16 protein-coding genes are annotated in these 19888 nt (G+C 63.7%); all 16 read left to right on the forward strand.

Features of this window, described 5'->3' with window-relative positions; translation table 11 throughout:
- Position 1 precedes the first annotated feature (1 nt).
- The 16 genes from X733_RS160140 (at position 2) to X733_RS160065 (ending at position 19766) form a co-directional block, all read left to right on the forward strand.
- On the forward strand, positions 2–394 hold the full coding sequence (locus X733_RS160140) for a hypothetical protein (RefSeq protein ID WP_023682142.1): 393 nt from the start codon (positions 2–4) through the stop codon (positions 392–394).
- Positions 395–408: 14 nt separating this feature from the next.
- Positions 409–2133: a penicillin-binding protein 2 gene (locus X733_RS160135; protein ID WP_023682141.1), complete on the forward strand. Its 1725-nt coding sequence runs from the start codon at positions 409–411 to the stop codon at positions 2131–2133.
- A 54-nt stretch (positions 2134–2187) separates the two neighbouring features.
- Complete coding sequence (locus tag X733_RS160130; protein WP_023753056.1) at positions 2188–3642, forward strand: UDP-N-acetylmuramoyl-L-alanyl-D-glutamate--2,6-diaminopimelate ligase; 1455 nt, start codon at positions 2188–2190, stop codon at positions 3640–3642.
- Positions 3639–5072, forward strand: coding sequence for a UDP-N-acetylmuramoylalanyl-D-glutamyl-2,6-diaminopimelate--D-alanyl-D-alanine ligase (locus X733_RS160125; RefSeq protein ID WP_023817948.1), 1434 nt, complete (start codon positions 3639–3641; stop codon positions 5070–5072). The genes X733_RS160130 and X733_RS160125 overlap by 4 nt, the downstream gene beginning before the upstream one ends.
- A gap of 18 nt (positions 5073–5090) precedes the next feature.
- Entirely contained in the window at positions 5091–6173 is a 1083-nt protein-coding gene (gene mraY / locus X733_RS160120) for a phospho-N-acetylmuramoyl-pentapeptide-transferase (RefSeq protein ID WP_023753054.1), read from the forward strand.
- Between the two features lie 8 nt (positions 6174–6181).
- Positions 6182–7582 carry a UDP-N-acetylmuramoyl-L-alanine--D-glutamate ligase gene (gene murD / locus X733_RS160115; protein WP_023817949.1) on the forward strand — a complete coding sequence of 467 codons (1401 nt, stop codon included), beginning with the start codon at positions 6182–6184 and terminating at the stop codon, positions 7580–7582.
- On the forward strand, positions 7582–8733 hold the full coding sequence (gene ftsW / locus X733_RS160110; RefSeq protein ID WP_023817950.1) for a putative lipid II flippase FtsW: 1152 nt from the start codon (positions 7582–7584) through the stop codon (positions 8731–8733). Before murD ends, ftsW begins: the two co-directional genes overlap by 1 nt.
- 1 nt (position 8734) lies before the next feature.
- Complete coding sequence (murG, locus tag X733_RS160105; RefSeq protein WP_023817951.1) at positions 8735–9859, forward strand: undecaprenyldiphospho-muramoylpentapeptide beta-N-acetylglucosaminyltransferase; 1125 nt, start codon at positions 8735–8737, stop codon at positions 9857–9859.
- Complete coding sequence (gene murC / locus X733_RS160100) at positions 9859–11265, forward strand: UDP-N-acetylmuramate--L-alanine ligase (protein WP_023817952.1); 1407 nt, start codon at positions 9859–9861, stop codon at positions 11263–11265. Before murG ends, murC begins: the two co-directional genes overlap by 1 nt.
- The gene (gene murB / locus X733_RS160095; RefSeq protein WP_031193080.1) at positions 11262–12227 is read left to right on the forward strand and encodes a UDP-N-acetylmuramate dehydrogenase; all 966 of its coding nucleotides are present in this window, start codon (positions 11262–11264) and stop codon (positions 12225–12227) included. Before murC ends, murB begins: the two co-directional genes overlap by 4 nt.
- A 302-nt stretch (positions 12228–12529) precedes the next feature.
- A complete protein-coding gene (locus tag X733_RS160090; RefSeq protein WP_023668279.1) occupies positions 12530–13456 on the forward strand; it encodes a D-alanine--D-alanine ligase in 927 nt (308 codons plus the stop codon).
- A complete protein-coding gene (locus X733_RS160085) occupies positions 13444–14385 on the forward strand; it encodes a cell division protein FtsQ/DivIB (RefSeq protein WP_023682134.1) in 942 nt (313 codons plus the stop codon). The genes X733_RS160090 and X733_RS160085 overlap by 13 nt, the downstream gene beginning before the upstream one ends.
- Positions 14382–15689 carry a cell division protein FtsA gene (gene ftsA / locus X733_RS160080; RefSeq protein ID WP_023688034.1) on the forward strand — a complete coding sequence of 436 codons (1308 nt, stop codon included), beginning with the start codon at positions 14382–14384 and terminating at the stop codon, positions 15687–15689. Before X733_RS160085 ends, ftsA begins: the two co-directional genes overlap by 4 nt.
- A gap of 66 nt (positions 15690–15755) precedes the next feature.
- On the forward strand, positions 15756–17414 hold the full coding sequence (gene ftsZ / locus X733_RS160075) for a cell division protein FtsZ (RefSeq protein ID WP_023817954.1): 1659 nt from the start codon (positions 15756–15758) through the stop codon (positions 17412–17414).
- A gap of 271 nt (positions 17415–17685) precedes the next feature.
- Complete coding sequence (gene lpxC / locus X733_RS160070; protein ID WP_023817955.1) at positions 17686–18633, forward strand: UDP-3-O-acyl-N-acetylglucosamine deacetylase; 948 nt, start codon at positions 17686–17688, stop codon at positions 18631–18633.
- Positions 18634–18896: 263 nt separating this feature from the next.
- Positions 18897–19766: an outer membrane protein assembly factor BamD gene (locus X733_RS160065; RefSeq protein ID WP_023817956.1), complete on the forward strand. Its 870-nt coding sequence runs from the start codon at positions 18897–18899 to the stop codon at positions 19764–19766.
- The last annotated feature ends 122 nt before the right edge of the window (positions 19767–19888 follow it).

Raw genomic sequence — 19888 nt, forward strand, 5'->3', positions numbered from 1 at the left:
CGTGTTTCGAACCAGCGACATAGTCCTGATCGCCGTCATGGTCTCGGCCGCGGCCCTGACCTACAAGGCCAAGCGCGAGGCCGAGGAACAGCTGGCTTCGGTGCAGAAGATCGAGGCGCAGATCCGCTATGAGGAGGACACGATCGACCTGCTCAAGGCCGACTGGAGCCTGCTGACCCAGCCGTCGCGCCTGCAGAAGCTGGCTGAAATCTACAAATCGCAGCTCGCACTCGAGCCGGTCAATGCGCGGCAGATCGTCGGGCTCGACGACCTGCCGGCAAAACCGCTCAACATCGAGGACCTGTCGTCGCAACGGCTTGGCGGCATGGCCGACAATTCCGGCAAAGGACCAGCCGACAAGGATCCCGTGGTCACCGGAGCCATCGTCCAATGATCGCTGGATTTCCAATGCGCGCCAAACTTCCGTCGGTCGGCAAATTGCTGAAGCGCCGCGCACGGACCGGCGAGGACGGCTCCATCGTGGTCGAAGGCGCTCGCAAGGCGACCGGCGGCAAGGCCAAGACCCGCATCGTGATGACGATGGCGGTGTTCTTCGGCATCTATTCGACCATCGCCGGGCGGCTGGTCTATCTCGGTTTCCAGTCCCCCGACATGTCGAATGGGCCGCAAAGCCGGGTGACAGCGTCGCGTCCCGACATCGTCGACCGCAACGGCGAGGTGCTGGCGACCGACATCAAGACGGCATCGCTGTTTGCCGAGCCGCGCCGCATCGTCGATGCCGACGAGGCGATCGAAAAGCTGTCGACCATTCTGCCAGATATCGACCCCGAGCAGACCTATCACAAGCTGAAGAGCGGCGCCGGCTTCGTCTGGCTGCAGCGGCAGCTGACGCCCAAGCAGCAGGCCGACATCATGCAGCTCGGCATTCCCGGAATCGGCTTTCGCACCGAAAAGCGCCGCTTCTATCCTGCCGGCGTGACCTCGTCCTACATTGTCGGCCTCACCAACATCGACAATCAGGGCATCTCCGGCATGGAGAAGTACATTGACGAGCAGGGCCTGAGCGACCTGCAGGCCTCAGGCTTGGCGATCGCCAAGGATCTGAAGCCGGTTCAGCTGTCGATCGACCTGCGCGTCCAGCATGTGGTGCGCGACGAGATTGCCGCCGGCCTCGAGCGCTATCGCGCCATGGGCGCCGGCGCCGTCGTGCTCAACATCAAGACCGGCGAAGTGGTGGCGATGGCCTCGGTGCCGGATTTCGATCCGAACAATCCCTTCAATGCGCAGGACAAGGACCGCCTGAACCGCATGTCGGCCGGCCTCTACGAGATGGGCTCGACCTTCAAGAGCTTTACCTCGGCCATGGCGCTCGATTCCGGCAAGGCGAACATGAACAGCCGTTTCGACGCCTCGCATCCGATCCGGGTCGGCCATCAGGCCATTCACGATTTCCACGGCAAGAACCGCGTGCTGTCATTGCCGGAGGTGTTCCTTTACTCCTCCAACATCGGATCGGCGCGTGAGGCCGAAATGGTCGGCATCGAGGGGCACCGCGAATTCCTGCATCGCCTTGGCCTTCTGGACAGGATGCAGACCGAACTGCCTGAGGTCGCGCGCCCGACCGAACCGAAGGTCTGGAAACAGGTCAACTCCTTCACCATCGCCTTCGGCCATGGCGTGTCGACGACGCCGCTGCAGGCCGCCGTCGGCTGCGCGGCGCTGATGCAGGGCTATTTGATCCCGCCGACTTTCCTGGTCCGCAGCGAGCAGGATGCCATGGCGGTGGCCAAGAGAGTGGTCAGCGAAAAGACTGTGGAGGGCATGCGCTACCTCTACACGCTCAATGCTGAGAAAGGCTCGGCCAGAAACGCCAGGGCCCCCGGCTACCGCGTTGGCGGCAAGACCGGAACCGCCGAGAAGGTCATCAATGGCCGCTACTCGAAGGAACTGAATTTCAACACCTTCGTCGCTGCCTTCCCGATGGACGATCCGCAATATCTGGTGTTTACGATCGCTGACGCTCCGCACCCGGAAAAGCCCGGGATGACCGACGTCGCCGCCAACAATGCGGGTGTCATGGCCGGAAACATCATCAGGCGGGCAGCCGCCATGCTTGGCGTGAAGCCAGATTTCAGCCATGAAAATGGCGCAACGCTGGTTTCCTATCAGTGATTCTTAGGGCGCGCCGGCAACTGCGCGCCATTTTGTTGAGATAAACGGGGTTCGATGCACCTGAGAGATTTAGCCGGTATCCTGCCTGTCGAGGGAACATCTTCCCGCGATGTGGAGGTAACCGGGATTTCGTCGGATTCCCGCACGGTCAAGACCGGCGTGGTCTTTTTCGCGCTCGCCGGCAGCAAGGCGGATGGTTCGGCCTATGCCGCCGATGCGGCAAAGCGCGGCGCAGCGGCGGTTGTCGTGGGCAAGGCCAGCGCCGTTTCCGGTCTGTCCGTCCCGGTGCTCAGTGTCGACGACGCACGCCTGGCGCTGGCGCTGAGCGCGGCACGTTTCTTCGGCAGCCAGCCGGAGACCATGGTCGCGGTTACCGGCACCGCAGGCAAGACCTCGGTCGCCGCCTTCATCCGGCAGATCTGGGAGCAGGCCGGCTTTGCCGCCGCGTCCATTGGCACCACCGGCGTGGTGGCGCCGGGCCGCAACGACTACGGTTCGCTGACCACGCCCGATCCGGTGGCTTTGCACCAGTTGCTCAAGGAATTGGCGGAGGCCGGCGTCACCCATGCCTCGATGGAAGCCTCCAGCCACGGTCTCGACCAGCGCCGCCTCGATGGCGTCAAGCTCGCCGCGGGCGGTTTCACCAATCTCGGCCGCGACCATATGGACTATCATCAGACGGTCGAGGACTATCATCGCGCCAAATTGCGCCTGTTCGACACGCTGCTGCTGAAAGGCGCGCCGGCGGTCATCTTTGCCGACGATCCGTGGTCGGCGCCGACCATCCAGGCTGCGCAGGCCGCGGGGCTCAATGTGCTGACTGTCGGCCGCCATGGCGATTTCCTGCGCCTGAAGCGGGTCGAGCACGAGCGCCACCGCCAGCGCGCCGAGGTCGAAGCTGACGGCGTGCTCTACGAGATCGACCTGCCGCTCGCCGGCGACTTCCAGATCGCCAATGCCCTGGTTTCGGCAGGGCTGGCCATTTCCACCGGAACGCCGGTCGCCAAAGCTTTGATGGCATTGGAGAAACTCCAGGGTGCGCCGGGACGGCTCGACCTGGTCGGCGCCACCGCCAATGGCGCGCCCGTCTATGTCGACTATGCCCACAAGCCGGATGCGCTGGAAAATGTGCTGGCCGCCGTGCGCCCGTTCACCACCGGTCGCGTCATCGTCGTGTTCGGCTGCGGCGGCGACCGCGACCGGGGCAAGCGGCCGATCATGGGCGAAATCGCCACGCGGCTGGCCGACGTCGTCATCGTCACCGACGACAATCCGCGCTCGGAAGTGCCGGAAACGATCCGTGCCGCGATCCTGGCAGCCGCGCCCCGCGCGATTGAAATCGGCGACCGCCGCAAGGCGATCCACGAAGCGGTCGCCATGCTCAAAGCGGGCGATACGCTGATCGTTGCCGGGAAGGGCCATGAAGAGGGCCAGACCATCGGCGCCGAGACGTTTCCCTTCTCCGACCACGAGGAAGTCCGCTCGGCGCTGCGGGAGCGGGCCGCATGAGCGTGCTCTGGACTTCCGAGGCGCTGGTCGACGCCATGGGCGGTCGGCCGCTCGGGCCGATGCCGGAGGGAATTTCGGGGATCTCGATCGACAGCCGCAGCCTGCAGCCGGGCGACGCCTTCTTCGCCATCAAGGGCGAGGCGATGGACGGCCATGACTTCGCGACCGCGGCGATCAAGGCCGGCGCCGGCGTGCTGATCGTTGCCGAGGGCAAGTTGCCGTCGCTTGGGCGGCTGACGGCGCCGATGATCGTCGTGCAGGATGTGCTGGCAGCACTGGAGAAACTCGGTGTTGCCGCCCGCGCCCGTTCCAGCGCAAAAATCATCGCGGTGACCGGATCGGCCGGCAAGACCACCACCAAGGAGGCGCTGCGTCATGTGCTGTCGGCCGTCGGCACGGTGCATGCTTCGGCGCAGTCCTTCAACAATCATTGGGGCGTGCCGCTGACGCTGGCGCGCATGCCCGGCGATTGCGACTATGCGGTGTTCGAGATCGGCATGAACCATCCGGGCGAGATCCGGCCGCTGGTCAAGATGGTCCGGCCAGATGTGGCCATCGTCACGATGATCGCCGCTGCGCATCTCGGCTTCTTTAGAAATCTCGACGAGATCGCCAAGGCCAAGGCCGAGATTTTTGAAGGCATCGAGCCCGGCGGTGCGGCCTTGCTCAACCGCGACGATGCGCGATGGAAGCTGCTCGACAAGATGGCGCGAGCCGCCGGCGTCGAACATGTCTTTGGCTTCGGCGAGAATGCACGGTCGACCTACAAGCTGACCAAATGCGAGCTGCATGCCGATCATTCCGACATCACCGCCAGGATCGGCGGGCAGGATGTGACGGTGCGCATCGGCGCGCCCGGCCGCCACATGGTACAGAACGTCCTGGCGGTGCTCGGCGCCGCGCATTTGGTTGAAGCCGACATCGGCAAGGTGGCCTTGGCACTGGCCGATCTGTCGGCCGAGCGTGGCCGTGGGAAGCGCCATATGCTTCGCCACCCCAAGGGACCGATCACACTGATCGACGAGAGCTACAACGCCAATCCGGCCTCGATGGCTGCTGCCATGGCGCTGCTCAACGCGACGCCTGTCACGGGCGAGGGCCGGCGCATCGCCGTGCTCGGCGACATGCTCGAGCTCGGCGACCATTCGGCCAAGCTCCATGCAGCCCTTGCCGAGTTGATCGTCGGCACCGGCACAAACACGGTCTTTCTCGGCGGTCCGGAAATGCGGGCGCTGGCAGACATCCTGCCCGACGAGATCAAAACGGAATACCGCGCCGGCGCCGAGGAATTGAAGCCGCTGCTGTTGTCGACGCTGAAGGCCGGCGACGTGGTGATGATCAAATCGTCGAAAGGCATCGGCTTTTCAAAGCTGGTCGAGGCCTTGCTCGGCAAATATCCGGCGGAAGCCGCAGGCACGAAACAGAACTAGTCCGGGGAACGGAATCGTATGTTTACATTGCTCGTCGATTTTGCGGACAAGGTCTCGGTCTTCAATATCTTCCGCTACATAACTTTCCGCACCGGCGGTGCGCTGATCACCTCGGCGCTGATCGTCTTCATCTTCGGGCCGACCATCATCAATTCGCTTAGGCTGCGGCAAGGCAAGGGCCAGCCGATCCGCGCCGATGGCCCGCAGACGCATTTCAAGAAGGCCGGCACGCCGACGATGGGCGGGCTGATGATCCTGTGCGGCATCGTCGGCTCGTCGCTTCTATGGGCGAACCTCTCCTCGATCTATGTCTGGGTGGTGCTCTTGGTGACGCTGGGCTTCGGTTCGATCGGCTTTTACGACGACTATCTCAAGGTAACCAAGCAGTCGCATCTCGGCTTTTCCGGCAAGGCGCGGCTGGCGTTGGAATTCGTCATCGCCGGCATCGCCGCCTGGGCGATCATGCATAATGGCCAGGCGCCGTTCTCGTCGTCGCTGACCTTCCCCTTCGCCAAGGAATTCATCATCAATCTCGGCTGGTTCTTCGTGCCGTTCTCCTGCTTCGTCATTGTCGGCGCCGGCAATGCGGTGAATTTGACCGATGGCCTCGACGGGCTGGCGATCGTGCCGATCATGATTGCGGCGGCATCCTTTGGCGTCATCGCCTACCTCTCCGGCAATGCGGTGTTCGCCGAATATCTGCAGATCCATTTCGTGCCCGGCACCGGCGAGCTGGCTGTCGTGCTTGGCGCCGTCATCGGCGCCGGCCTCGGCTTCCTCTGGTTCAACGCCCCGCCGGCGGCGATCTTCATGGGCGACACCGGTTCGCTGGCCATGGGTGGCCTGATCGGTACGGTCGCGGTCGCCACCAAGCACGAGATCGTGCTGGTCATCGTCGGCGGATTGTTTGTCGTGGAAATCCTGTCGGTCATCATTCAGGTCGGCTACTTCAAGATGACCGGCAAGCGCGTGTTCCTGATGGCGCCGATCCATCATCATTTCGAAAAGCTCGGCTGGACCGAAAGCCAGGTGGTGATCCGCTTCTGGATCATCGCCGTCATCCTGGCGCTGGTCGGCCTGTCCACCCTCAAGCTGAGATAGGAACCCGCTTGATCCCCGCCGCATCCTTTTCGGGCAAACGCGTTTCGCTCTTCGGGCTCGGTGGCTCGGGGATCGCCACGGCGCGCGCGCTGATCGAGGGCGGCGCCGACGTGCTCGCCTGGGACGACAATCCCGATAGCGTCGCCAAGGCCGCTGGCCAAGGCATTGCGACCGCCGATCTGCGCGGCGCCGACTGGTCGAAATTCTCGGCCTTCGTGCTCTCGCCCGGCGTGCCGCTGACGCATCCCAAGCCGCACTGGACGGTGGAGTTGGCGCGTGGCTCCGGCGTCGAGGTGATCGGCGATATCGAATTGTTCTGCCGCGAGCGGATTGCGCGCGCGCCTGATGCGCCGTTCATCGCTATCACCGGCACCAACGGCAAGTCGACGACCACGGCGCTGACCGCGCATATCCTCAAATCGGCAGGGCGCGACACGCAGATGGGCGGCAATATCGGCCGGGCCATCATGACGCTCGATCCACCGCAGGCTGACCGGGACTATGTCGTCGAGTGTTCGTCCTACCAGATCGATCTCGCGCCCTCGATCAACCCGACGGCCGGCATCCTGCTCAACCTGACGCCCGACCATCTCGACCGCCACGGCACCATGCAGCACTACGCTTCGATCAAGGAGCGGCTGGTCGCCGGCAGCGAGACAGCCATTGTCGGCGTCGACGATAGCTGGTGCGCGCAGATCGCCGACCGGCTGGAGAGGGCGGGCCGACAGGTGATCCGCATCTCCAAGCGGCTGCCGCTGACCGACGGTTATTTCGCCGATGGCTCCGATCTGATGGAAGCCGTGCATGGCCGTTACAGCCGCGTCGCCTTCCTCGAAGGCATCGGTTCGTTGCGCGGCCAGCACAATGCGCAGAACGCGCTTGCCGCCGTCGCCGCCTGCCTCAGGGTCGGCTTGAGCCTCGGCGAGATCCAGGCGGGACTGGAAAGCTTTCCCGGGTTGGCGCATCGCATGGAGCAGGTCGGCCGCAAGGATCATGTGCTGTTCGTCAACGATTCCAAGGCGACCAATGCCGATGCGGCGGCACCCGCGCTGTCGAGCTTCCTGCGCATCTACTGGATCGCCGGCGGACTGCCCAAGGAAGGCGGGATCGAGCCGCTGCGCGGTTTCTTCCCGCGCATCGCCAAGGCCTATCTGATCGGCGAGGCGGCGCCCGCGTTCTCGGCGACGCTCGGCGAAGCCGTGCCCTATGAAATCTCGGGCACGCTGGCCGCCGCGGTCGACCATGCCGCGAAAGACGCGGCCAAGGATGACAGCGGCGAGGCGGTGGTGCTGCTGTCGCCGGCCTGCGCCAGTTTCGACCAGTTCAAGAATTTCGAAGTTCGCGGCGAAGCCTTCAGGCAAGCTGCGAATGCTATCGAGGGCGTGAAACCCATCGGAGGGGCACGATAATGCAAAGCCGTCTCGACAAAAGCCCGGTTGCAACCTGGTGGTGGACGATCGATCGCTGGTTCCTGGCGGCGTTCCTGTCACTGATGGGGCTTGGCATCGTCTTGTCCTTTGCGGCAAGCCCGGCGGTGGCCGAACGCATCGGCCTCGACAGTTTCCACTTTGCCACCAGGCAGATCATCTTCACCGTGCCGGCGCTCGGCGTGATGCTGGCAGTGTCCTTCCTGGAATCGCGGCAGATCCGGCGCATGGCGCTGATCATCCTGGGCATCATGCTGGTGCTGATGGTGGCCGTGCTCTATATCGGCGTCGAAGTGAAAGGCGCACGGCGCTGGGTGTCGTTTGTCGGCGTGTCGATCCAGCCGTCGGAATTCCTGAAACCTGCTTTCGTCATCGTCTGCGCCTGGCTGTTCGCAGAACACAAGCGCCAGCCCGACATTCCGGGCAATTTGTTTGCCATGCTGCTGCTAATCCTGGTCATCTCGCTTCTGGTGGCGCAGCCCGATCTCGGCCAAACCATGCTGGTGACCGGCACCTGGGGCGTCATGTTCTTCATGGCCGGCCTGCCCTGGCTATGGATCATCGCGCTTGGCGCCACCGGCGCCGGCGGCCTGTTTGCCGCCTACACGGTGTTCCCGCACGTCGCCGCCCGCATCGACAAATTCCTGACCGGCGAAGGCGACACATTCCAGGTCGACATGGGCCGCGAGGCGCTGATCAACGGCCACTGGTTCGGCGTCGGCCCGGGCGAGGGCACGGTCAAGCGCGTCATCCCCGACGCGCATGCCGATTTCGTGTTTTCGGTCGCCGGCGAAGAGTTCGGGCTGATCATGTGCTTCTTCATCATGTCGATCTTCGCCTTCATCGTGCTGCGCGGCTTGAGCACGGCATTGAAGGAACATGATGATTTCACCCGCTACGCCGTCGGCGGTCTCGTCACGGTGTTCGGCCTGCAGTCGGTCATCAACATGTGCGTCAACCTGCAACTGATGCCGGCCAAGGGCATGACGCTGCCTTTCATCTCCTATGGCGGCTCCTCGCAGATCGCCATTGCCATCTCGATGGGCATGGTGCTGGCGCTGACGCGCAAGCGACCGGAAAAGCGCAAGCAGATGGGCTTTGCCCTGTCGCAGCGCGCCCTGCCGGCGGAGTGATATGGCGCGGGGTGTCATCCTTCTCGCGGCTGGCGGAACCGGCGGACATCTGTTTCCGGCCGAGGCGCTGGCGCATGAGCTGATCGAGCGCGGCTGGGGCGTGCATCTGGCGACGGACGACCGCGCCGAGCGCTTTGCCGGCCATTTCCCGGCCGCCGCCATCCATCCGATCCAGTCGGCGACGATGGGCTCGAAAAACCCCGCCGCTCTGCTCGGAGCGTTCTGGAAGATCTGGCGCGGCGTGCGCCAGGCTTCCGCCGTCATCGCCAGGATCAAGCCTGATGCGGTCGTCGGCTTTGGCGGTTATCCGACCTTGCCACCGCTCTATGCCGCGACGCGGCGCAAGCTGCCGACGCTGATCCATGAGCAGAACGCGGTCATGGGCCGCGCCAACCGGGCGCTGTCCGGGCGTGTCGATGCGATTGCCGGCGGCTTCCTGCCGCAAGATGAAAGTGCCACAGGCGCCAAGACTGTGACGACCGGCAATCCGGTCAGGCCGCCAATCCTGGAGGCGGCAAAGACGCCCTATAAGGCATCCCAAGGGGCGGATCCGTTCAGGCTCCTGGTGTTCGGCGGCAGCCAGGGCGCGCAGTTCTTTTCCGATGCCATGCCGGCGGCGATCGCACTTCTGCCGGAGGCGCAGCGCAAGCGGCTGGTGATCACCCAGCAGGCCCGCGCCGACGACGTGGCGCGGGTGAAGGCTGGCTATGCGGCACTCGGCGTCCATGTCGAGGTCTCGCCCTTCTTCACCGATATGGCACAGCGCATGGGCGCGGCGCATCTGGTGATGTCGCGCTCCGGCGCCTCGACGGTTTCGGAGATCGCCGTCATCGGCCGGCCGGCGCTGCTGGTGCCTTATCCCTATGCGCTGGATCACGATCAGGCGGCGAACGCAGCCGCCCTTGCCGCGGCGGGCGGCGGCGAGGTGCATCCGCAATCGTCACTGTCGCCGGAGCGCATCGCGGCTCTCATTGGCGGGCTGATGGACACTCCCGAGCGGCTGACGGCCATGGCTGCCGGAGCGAAGTCGGCTGGCCGGCCGAACGCGGCACGGTTGCTCGCTGATCTCACAGAGGCTATTGCGTCCAGAAAAACCGTTTCGGATTTCAGGAAAGGGACGCATTGATGAAGATGCCGCAGACCATCGGCCTTGTGCATTTCATCGGCATTGGCGGCATCGGCATGAGCGGCATCGCCGAGGTTCTGCACAATCTCGGCTACAAGGTGCAGGGTTCGGACCAGGCCGACAGCGCCAATGTCCAGCGGCTGCGCGACAAGGGCATCGAATGCTTTGTCGGCCACAAGGCCGAGAATATCGGCGCGGCCGAAGTGGTGGTCGTCTCCACCGCGATCAAGAAATCCAATCCCGAGCTGAAGGCCGCGCGGGAGAAGTTGCTCCCAATTGTCCGCCGGGCCGAGATGCTGGCCGAACTGATGCGCTTCCGCCAGGCGGTCGCGATCGGTGGCACGCATGGCAAGACCACAACCACGTCGATGGTGGCGACGCTGCTCGATGCCGGCGGGCTCGACCCGACGGTGATCAATGGCGGCATCATCAATGCCTATGGCACCAATGCCCGTATGGGCGATGGCGAGTGGATGGTGGTCGAAGCCGACGAAAGCGACGGCACCTTCCTCAAGCTGCCGGCCGAGATCGCCGTCGTCACCAACATCGATCCCGAGCATCTGGACCACTATGGCAGTTTCGACAAGGTGCGCGAGGCGTTCCGGCAATTCGTCGAGAACGTGCCGTTCTACGGTTTTGGCGTGATGTGCACCGACCATCCGGAAGTACAGGCGCTGGTCAGCCGCATAGAGGACCGCCGCGTCATCACCTATGGCGAGAACGCGCAGGCCGATGTGCGTTTCACCAACCACCGCATGGCCGGTGCCGTCTCGGCATTCGACGTGGTGATCCGCGACCGCAAGACCGGCGGCCAGACGACGATATCTGATCTGCGGCTGCCGATGCCCGGCCGCCACAACGTCTCCAACGCCACCGCCGCAATCGCGGTCGCGCATGAACTCGGCCTGTCGGCCGAAGCGATCAAGAAAGGGCTGTCGTCCTTTGCCGGCGTCAAGCGGCGCTTCACCCACACCGGCTCGTGGAACGGCGTCGACATCTTCGACGATTACGGCCACCACCCGGTCGAGATCACGGCGGTGTTGAAAGCGGCGCGCAGCGCCACCAAGGGCCGCGTCATCGCCATTGCGCAGCCGCACCGCTTCACCCGGCTGCACGATCTGTTCGACGAATTTTCGGTCTGTTTCAACGATGCCGACACGGTGATGGTGGCGCCGGTCTATGCGGCGGGCGAGGAGCCGATCGACGGCGTGACCTCGGAGGCGCTGGTGTCGCGCATCCGCTCCGGGGGCCATCGCGATGCGCGCTACGTCGAAACCCCTGCCGCGATTTCGCCCGTCATCCGCGCGTTGGCGAAACCGGGCGACTTCGTCATCTTCCTGGGCGCCGGCAACATCACCCAATGGGCCTATGCGCTGCCTGGGGAACTCGGCGGTGCCGTCTCATGATGCGCGGCCAGGACCTGCTCGACAAACTTGGCGACCGGCTTGCCGGCCTGCGCGGCCGCATCACGCCCAATGCCGAGATGGACAAGATCACCTGGTTCCGCGCCGGCGGTCTGGCGGACGCCCTGTTCCAGCCGGCCGACGAGGAGGATCTGGCTGCCTTCCTGCGCGCCGTGCCGGAGGACATCCCGCTCACCATCGTCGGTGTCGGCTCCAACCTTCTGGTGCGCGACGGCGGTATTCCGGGTTTCGTCATCAGGCTTTCGGCCAAGGGTTTTGGCGAGGCCGAGGTCATATCGCCGACCGGCATCAAAGCGGGTGCTGCGACGCCCGACAAGCGCGTTGCTGCCGTCGCCTACGAGGCCGGCATTGGCGGCTTTCATTTCTATCACGGCATTCCCGGCGCCATCGGCGGGGCGCTGCGGATGAATGCAGGCGCCAATGGCGTCGAGACGCGGGAACGTGTCGTCGAGGTGCGGGCGCTCGACCGCAAGGGCAATCTCCACACACTCAGTAATGACGACATGGGCTATGCCTATCGTCACTCGGCCGCACCTGCCGGGCTGATCTTCACCTCCGCCGTTTTCGAAGGTGTTCTGGAAGACCCAGAGGCGATCAAGGCGGCCATGGACGCCGTCCAGATGCATCGCGAGACGGTGCAGCCGATCCGCGAGAAGACCGGCGGCTCGACCTTCAAGAATCCGGAAGGCACCTCGGCCTGGAAGGAAATCGACAAGGCCGGCTGCCGCGGGCTGATGATCGGCGGCGCGCAGATGTCGCCGATGCACTGCAACTTCATGATCAACACCGGAACAGCGACCGGATACGATCTCGAATATCTCGGCGAGACGGTGCGCGCCCGCGTGCTTGAAAATTCAGGCATCCGCCTGCAGTGGGAAATCAAGCGGCTCGGCAATTTCCGCCCCGGCCATGCCGTGCAGGAATTCCTCGGACAGCTTCTTTAGCGCAAGCTGAAGTTCATGTGATGCTTGAACTTCAAACGGTCTGAAACAACAGCGCCACCGTTGCTCCAAAGACTCACAACACGCTTTTTCCGGCCGTTTTCGCGGAAAGTGAATCTGTCGGAATCATAAGCACTTGCCAGCGAATCAACTCTCTGATTCTCTGCCTTAAAGCGTTTCCTGATTTGAGTCGTTCGACGCGTCGACCGCGTTTTCCGTCTGGGGGGCAACCTGCCGGGAGACTCGGACTCAATCTGGTCGCTGAATGCGTGGTTGCGGGCCCGCCGTGAGAGGGATGACGGGATATGAAGAACAAGCATGTGGCTGTCCTCCTGGGCGGATTCTCGTCCGAGCGGCCCGTGTCTCTGTCTTCGGGAAAGGCGTGTGCGGATGCGCTTGAGAATGAAGGCTACCAGGTTACCCGCGTCGATGTTGCGCGCGATGTCGGCGCCGTGCTCACCGAACTCAAGCCCGATGTCGTCTTCAATGCACTGCACGGCCCGTTCGGTGAAGACGGCACCATCCAGGGCATCCTCGAATATCTGGCCATTCCCTACACCCATTCGGGCGTGCTCGCCTCGGCGCTCGCCATGAACAAGGAGCAAGCCAAGAAGGTCGCCAAGGCTGCCGGTATCGCGGTGGCGGAATCGAAGGTTGCCAGCCGCTTTGCCATCCAGAACAAGCATCCGATGAAGCCGCCCTACGTGGTCAAGCCGGTCAATGAAGGCTCAAGCTTCGGCGTCGTCATCGTGCATGAAGGGCAGTCGCATCCGCCGCAGGTCATCGGCTCGTCCGAATGGAAATATGGCGAGACCGTCATGGTCGAGCGCTACATCCATGGGCGCGAGCTGACCTGCGCCGTCATGGGCGACGTGGCGCTCGGCGTCTGCGAGATCATTCCGACCGGCCATTCCTTCTACGACTATGATTCAAAATACGTCGCCGGCGGATCAAAACACGAAATCCCTGCTAAAATTTCATCAAATATTTACCAAAAAATACAGACACTGGCGCTCAAGGCACATCTGGCTATCGGCTGCCGGGGCGTTTCCCGATCGGACTTCCGCTATGACGACCGTCACTCCGAAAACGGCGAGATTGTCTGGCTCGAGATCAACACTCAGCCGGGCATGACGCCGACGTCTTTGGTGCCTGAAATCGCCGCCCAGGCCGGGCACTCGTTTGGCGAATTGTTGAGTTGGATGGTGGAGGACGCTTCGTGTCTGCGTTGAAATGGGGACAGGACAAGGGCAGGGGCGGCGCCGGGCCGGCGCTGTTCGGCATGTCGTTGTCGTTTGACCATTTCGTGCTGCCGCGCGTGCTGCGCCGGCCGGTGCGCGTGCTGGCGCGCCTGGGCGGCGGCGACTTCGTCGCGCCGCGCTTTTCCGCGGCCATCCTTTCGGCTTCGCTCATTGCATCGAGCAGCCTCTACGGCGCCATTCTCGGCGGTCATGCCGACGACATCGTCCAGAGCATCACCGCCCGCACCGGCTTTGCCGTCGACCAGATCAAGGTGGTCGGCAACCGCCAGACTTCGGAGATCGACATACTGGACCGGCTCGAGCTCGACGGCTGGACGTCACTGATCGGCTTCGATGCCGAGGCCGCGCGTGAACGTATTGATACCTTGCCCTGGGTCGAAGTGGCGGCGGTGCGCAAGGTCTATCCACATACGCTGGAAGTGCGTGTCGAGGAGCGCGAGCCCTTCGCGCTCTGGCAGCAGGGCGCGGAGCTTTCGGTCATCGAACGCTCCGGCGCGGTGATCGCGCCGTTCTCCGGCGGCAAGCAGGCGCTGCTGCCGCTGATCATCGGCACCGGCGCGCCGGCCAAGGCCCCCGACTTCGTGGCCAAGATCAACAAATTTCCCGAGCTCGCGGCTCGGGTCAAAGGCTATATCCGCATCGGCGAACGGCGCTGGGACCTTAAGCTGGAAAACGGCATCACGATCAAGCTGCCCGAGGATGGCGAGGATCAGGCGATCGCCGATCTGGTTCGGATGGACCACGACAACGGGCTTCTGACGCGGGACATCGCCGCCGTCGACATGCGCATCTCCGATCGCCTGGTGGTGCAGCTGACGCCGGAAGCGGCGACGCAGCGCCAGGCCGCGCTCAATGAAAAGCCGCAAAATCTGAAGCGCAAGTCGGGGACGAAGATATGAGCTGGCTTGGCGGCAACAGCGATGCCTCTTCGCGGCGTTCCGGCACGCTCACCGTGCTGGATGTCGGCTCGAGCAAGGTTTGCTGCGTGGTGGCGAAACTGAAGCCGCGCGAGGACGGCAAGCTGTTGCGCGGCCGCTCGCACCGCATCCAGGTGATCGGCATCGGCCACCAGAAATCGCAAGGCGTGAAGTCGGGCGTGGTCGTCGATCTCGACCGCGCGGAGCACGCCATTCGCCTGTCCGTCGACGCAGCCGAACGCATGGCGGGACTGACCGTGGATTCGCTGATCGTCAACATGACGGCGGGCCGGCTGAAGAGCGAAACCTATTCGGCCACGATCAATCTCGGTGGCCATCAGGCCGACGAAGCCGACATCAAGCGCGTGCTTGCCGCCGGCGCCAAGCAGGCACTCAAGGCCGAACGCGACGTGATCCATTCGCTGCCCGTCGGCTTTTCGCTGGACGCTGAGCGCGGCGTGCGCGATCCGCGCGGCATGGTCGGCGACCAGCTCGGCGTCGACATGCATGTGCTGACGGGCGATGCCGCACCGCTGCGCAATCTGGAGCTCTGCATCAACCGCTCGCATCTGTCGGTCGAGCGCATGGTGGCGACGCCCTATGCCAGCGGGCTTGCGGCCCTGGTCGACGACGAACTGGAAATGGGTGCTGCCTGCATCGACATGGGCGGCGGCACGACGACCATCTCGGTGTTTTCGGAAGGCAAGTTCGTCCATGCCGATGCCATTGCCATCGGTGGCAATCATGTGACGCTCGATATGGCCAAGGGCCTGTCGACCTCGCTCGACGCCGCGGAGCGGCTGAAGGTGATGCATGGTTCGGCGCTGCCCGGCAGTGCCGACGATCGCGACCTGGTCTCGATCCAGCCGATTGGGGAAGACGGCGAGATGCCGCTGCAGATCCCGCGCTCGGTGATGACGCGCGTCATCCGCGCCCGCATCGACGAGACGCTGGAACTGTTGCGCGACCGGCTGAACAAGTCGGGCTACGGCAATGCTGTGGGAAAACGGGTCGTGCTGACCGGCGGCGCCAGCCAGCTTGCGGGTCTCCCCGAGGCTGCGCGCCGCATTCTTGGGCGCAATGTGCGCATCGGACGCCCCCTCGGGGTGGCGGGCCTGCCGGAAGCTGCCAAGGGGCCGGCTTTCTCGACGGCGGTCGGGCTGCTGATCTATCCGCAGATGGCGAGCTTCGAGAGCCATCCGGCGAAAGGAATTTCCGGTCTCAGGATGACCGGGACGGGCGGAAAACTGCATCGCATGAGTCAGTGGTTGAGAGACAGTTTCTAATTGACGGGGACAGCCCCATAGGCGGCCGCGGCGGCGAAGCGGCGGGAAAGGCAAAGGACGGAGACAATGACGATCAATCTGCAAAAGCCGGACATCACCGAGCTCAAGCCGCGGATCACCGTATTCGGTGTCGGCGGCGGCGGCGGCAATGCCGTCAACAACATGATCACCGCGGGCTTGCGCGGTGTCGAGTTCGTCGTGGCCAACACCGATGCACAGGCGCTGACCATGTCGAAGGCCGAGCGGCTGATCCAACTCGGCGCGCATGTCACCGAGGGGCTCGGCGCCGGCTCGCAGCCTGAAGTGGGCCGTGCGGCGGCGGAAGAGTGCATCGATGAGATCATCGATCATCTCTCCAACACCCATATGTGCTTCGTCACCGCCGGTATGGGTGGCGGCACCGGAACCGGTGCGGCTCCCGTCGTTGCCCGCGCGGCGCGCGAACGGGGTATCCTCACCGTCGGCGTCGTCACCAAGCCGTTCCATTTCGAAGGCCAGCGCCGCATGAAGACGGCGGACCTCGGCATCGAGGAGCTGCAGAAATGTGTCGATACCCTGATCGTCATCCCCAACCAGAACCTGTTCCGGCTGGCCAATGACAAGACGACCTTTGCCGACGCCTTCGCCATGGCCGACCAGGTGCTCTACTCGGGTGTTGCCTGCATCACCGACCTGATGGTCAAGGAAGGCCTGATCAATCTCGACTTCGCGGACGTGCGTTCGGTGATGCGCGAAATGGGCAAGGCGATGATGGGCACCGGCGAAGCTTCGGGCGAGGGCCGCGCGATGGCCGCCGCCGAGGCGGCGATCGCCAATCCGTTGCTCGACGAGACCTCGATGAGGGGCGCCAAGGGCCTGCTGATCTCGATCACCGGCGGCCGCGACCTAACCCTGTTCGAAGTCGACGAGGCCGCGACCCGCATCCGCGAGGAAGTCGATCAGGACGCCAACATCATCCTCGGCGCCACCTTCGACGAGGAACTCGAAGGCGTCATCCGCGTCTCGGTGGTCGCCACCGGCATCGACAAATCGGCAGCTGAAATTGCCGCGGCGCCGATCTCGATCCGGGCCGTGCCGCCGCAGCAGAAGCCGGTCAGCCGCCCAGCGGCTCCGGGGGCGGAAGGCCGTCCGGCACCGGTCCAGCAGCAGACCTATGAGCAGCGCGCGGCCGATCCGGTGGCCGAGGCGATCCAGCTTGCCGAGGCCAATGCGGCGGCAATGGCTCGTCCGGCGCCGATGGCCCAGACGGAAGATTTCCGCCCGCAGAGCAAGATCTTCCAGGCCCCGCCTGCCCAGCCGCAGCCTGTCGTGCAGCAGGTGATGCAACCGGCGCCGATGCGGGAAATGCCGCAGCCGGTGGCTGCCGCACCGCAGCGCATGCCGCGGGTGGAGGATTTTCCGCCGGTGGTGCGGGCCGAGGTGGAAGCCAAGGGCCGTCCGGCCGACCATGAAAACAGCGGGCCGATGGGGCTGCTCAAGCGGCTGACCAACGGACTGACGCGCCGCGAAGAAGAGCCGGCCCGGTTGCAGCCGGCACAGCCGCGCGAACCGAAGCTGCGCCAGGCGGCGCCGGAAATGCGCCGCCTTGCCAGCCAGGATCCGCAGCTTTACGCGCCGCGCCGCGGCCAGCTCGACGATCAGGGCCGGTTGACGCCGCAGACCAGGTCGACCCAGGAAGACGACCAGCTGGAGATACCGGCTTTCCTGCGCCGCCAGGCCAACTGAGCCGTTAACGGTATGTAACACTTGTTAACAGGCAGACGAGAGATTGTCTGCCTGTTAACGTTCAAAGTGGTTTAATAACAAGGCGTTACGGTGTGACGCTCAAGGTCTGTCGCGGTTACACAGAGTAAGAAACCGTGATTTGGAGTCTCCCTGACGGACCATTATCTTTGCCGCAGCACTTTCGGTGTGCTGGGATTCGGGGAAGTGGCCCTGCCTGCCGATAAAAAAGAGCCGCGCCTTTTGGGTTAAAGCGGACTTAGGCGTTTGGGCTATGGGGTTTGTCTTGCAAGACTATCAGACGACACTGAAATCGCGTGCAACGCTGACCGGTACCGGCGTTCACAGCGGCAAACCGGTCACCGTCAATTTCCTTCCAGCGGACGCCGACACCGGCGTGCTCTTCCACCTTTCGAACGGAAGCGAGAGCCGCGAGTTCCGCGCGCTGGTTGCCGAAGTCGGCGCGACCGATCTCTGCACCATGCTCGGCGATCCGGCAGGCGAGCATATCGCCACCGTCGAACATCTGATGGCGACGCTTTTCGGGCTCGGCATCGACAACATCGTCATCGAGATCGACGGTCATGAGGTTCCGATCCTCGATGGCAGTGCGGTGGTGTTCGTGGAAGCAATCGACCAGGCCGGCATCGAGACGCTGGCGGTCAAGCGCCGCTACATCAGGGTGGTCAAGCCCGTCCGCATCGAGAATGGCGCGTCCTGGGCCGAGTTCAGGCCCTATAGCGGCACGCGCTTCGAGGTCGAGATCGATTTCGAAAGCCCGGCGATCGGCCGCCAGCTATTCGCCTCCGACATCAACCCCGACATCTTTCGGCAGGATATCGCGCGCGCCCGCACCTTCGGCTTCATGAAGGATGTCGAGCGGCTGTGGGCGGCGGGGTATGCGCTCGGCTCCTCGCTGGAGAACTCGCTGGTGATCGGCGACGACAACCGGGTGATCAACATGGGCGGCCTGCGCTATCCCAATGAGTTCGCTCGCCACAAGACGATGGACGCCATGGGCGACCTGGCGCTGGCCGGCGCCCGTTTCATCGGTTGCTTCCGCTCCTATCGCGGCGGTCACCGGATGAATGCGGCTGCTTTGCGGCGGCTTCTGTCCGACCGTTCGGCCTTTGAGGTCGTCGAGACCACGCGGCGCGAGCGCGGCCGCACCGCCGAGATGAGCGCCGTCACCGGGCCTGTCTTTGCGCCCTGGGTGATCTGATTCTTAACGATTTTCTGGCTTTCTAAACGCGGGCCGGTGTTGCACGGATGCATCACTGGCCGGTGAAAGTGCATAGCATTCGGGGCAACACCAAGCCGCCACAAAAATGTGCGATTGGCTAGACATAGCGTTGCTGGGCAAGGCAGTTATGGTTTATGGCTGCTGCCGTCTGTTAGGCGCATGTCGCTCAAAAGTGGGGATCAGTTTTGAGGGAACGCCATGCGAAAGGCATTGAACTAACGCCGAAAGGGCGCAATCCAATCATGTTCTTCAAGCGAGTTGGTCAATCGAAAGCGCCGTATCGGGCTGTTTTCCTGGCGCTTTCGGTGGTTGTGCCAACGCTCTTCCTCTCGGCCTGCATGTCGTCCGAGAAAGACGTCGACCTGTCGACCTATGTCGACCAGACCGAACCGGCCGACGTCCTTTACAATCAAGGCCTTGCCAATCTCAATGCCGGCCGCCTGGATGAGGCGAGCAAGAAGTTCGACGCCGTCGACCGCCAGCACCCCTATTCGGAATTCGCCCGCAAATCGATGGTGATGGGCGCCTTCGCCGACTATCGCGCTGGCCGTTATGACGAAGCAATCGGCTCGGCCAAGCGCTATCTGACGCTTTATCCGTCGACCGACGACGCGGCTTACGCCCAGTATATTATCGGGCTGAGCTACTACAAGCAGATCAAGGACGTCACCCAGGATCAGAAGGAAGCACGCCAGACCGTGCAGACGATGCAGGATCTGGTGACGCGCTGGCCGACGTCGGAATATGTCGACGACGCCAAGGAAAAGATCCGTTTCGCCAACGACCAGCTGGCCGGCAAAGAGATGCAGATCGGCCGCTATTATCTCGAGCGGCGCGAATACATTGCTGCCGTCAAGCGCTTCCGCAACGTGGTCGAGAACTATTCCAACACCCGCCATGTCGAAGAGGCGCTGGCGCGTCTGGCCGAAAGCTACTACGCGATGGGCTTGACCTCGGAAGCGCAAACCGCCGCTGCGGTGCTCGGCACCAACTATCCCGACAGCCAATGGTACAAGGATACCTACAAGCTGTTGCAGAGCAACGGGCTTGAGCCGCGCGAGAATGCCGGATCGTGGATATCCAAGGCCGGCAAGCTGATCACCGGCGCCTGACGCCCGAGCATCGACTGAGGCGGAACGCGCTTTTCGGATTGATCCGACGCTCAAACAAAAAGATAGTGCGGCGCTGCGACTCCATCGGTCGCATGCCGCTTCACAGCGGTTCAGTGGTTTGA

Origin of the sequence: Mesorhizobium sp. L2C066B000 (genome assembly GCF_000502335.1) — a bacterium.
In the GTDB taxonomy this organism is placed as follows: Bacteria; Pseudomonadota; Alphaproteobacteria; order Rhizobiales; family Rhizobiaceae; genus Mesorhizobium.

Coding starts and splice junctions, on each gene's coding strand:
- lpxC (WP_023817955.1), top strand. CDS start 17,686: ATGGGGTTTGTCTTGCAAGACTATCAGACGACACTGAAATCGCGTGCA.
- murC (WP_023817952.1), top strand. CDS start 9,859: ATGAAGATGCCGCAGACCATCGGCCTTGTGCATTTCATCGGCATTGGC.
- murG (WP_023817951.1), top strand. CDS start 8,735: ATGGCGCGGGGTGTCATCCTTCTCGCGGCTGGCGGAACCGGCGGACAT.
- X733_RS160090 (WP_023668279.1), top strand. CDS start 12,530: ATGAAGAACAAGCATGTGGCTGTCCTCCTGGGCGGATTCTCGTCCGAG.
- X733_RS160130 (WP_023753056.1), top strand. CDS start 2,188: ATGCACCTGAGAGATTTAGCCGGTATCCTGCCTGTCGAGGGAACATCT.
- ftsA (WP_023688034.1), top strand. CDS start 14,382: ATGAGCTGGCTTGGCGGCAACAGCGATGCCTCTTCGCGGCGTTCCGGC.
- X733_RS160135 (WP_023682141.1), top strand. CDS start 409: ATGCGCGCCAAACTTCCGTCGGTCGGCAAATTGCTGAAGCGCCGCGCA.
- X733_RS160065 (WP_023817956.1), top strand. CDS start 18,897: ATGTTCTTCAAGCGAGTTGGTCAATCGAAAGCGCCGTATCGGGCTGTT.
- murB (WP_031193080.1), top strand. CDS start 11,262: ATGATGCGCGGCCAGGACCTGCTCGACAAACTTGGCGACCGGCTTGCC.
- mraY (WP_023753054.1), top strand. CDS start 5,091: ATGTTTACATTGCTCGTCGATTTTGCGGACAAGGTCTCGGTCTTCAAT.
- X733_RS160125 (WP_023817948.1), top strand. CDS start 3,639: ATGAGCGTGCTCTGGACTTCCGAGGCGCTGGTCGACGCCATGGGCGGT.
- ftsW (WP_023817950.1), top strand. CDS start 7,582: ATGCAAAGCCGTCTCGACAAAAGCCCGGTTGCAACCTGGTGGTGGACG.
- ftsZ (WP_023817954.1), top strand. CDS start 15,756: ATGACGATCAATCTGCAAAAGCCGGACATCACCGAGCTCAAGCCGCGG.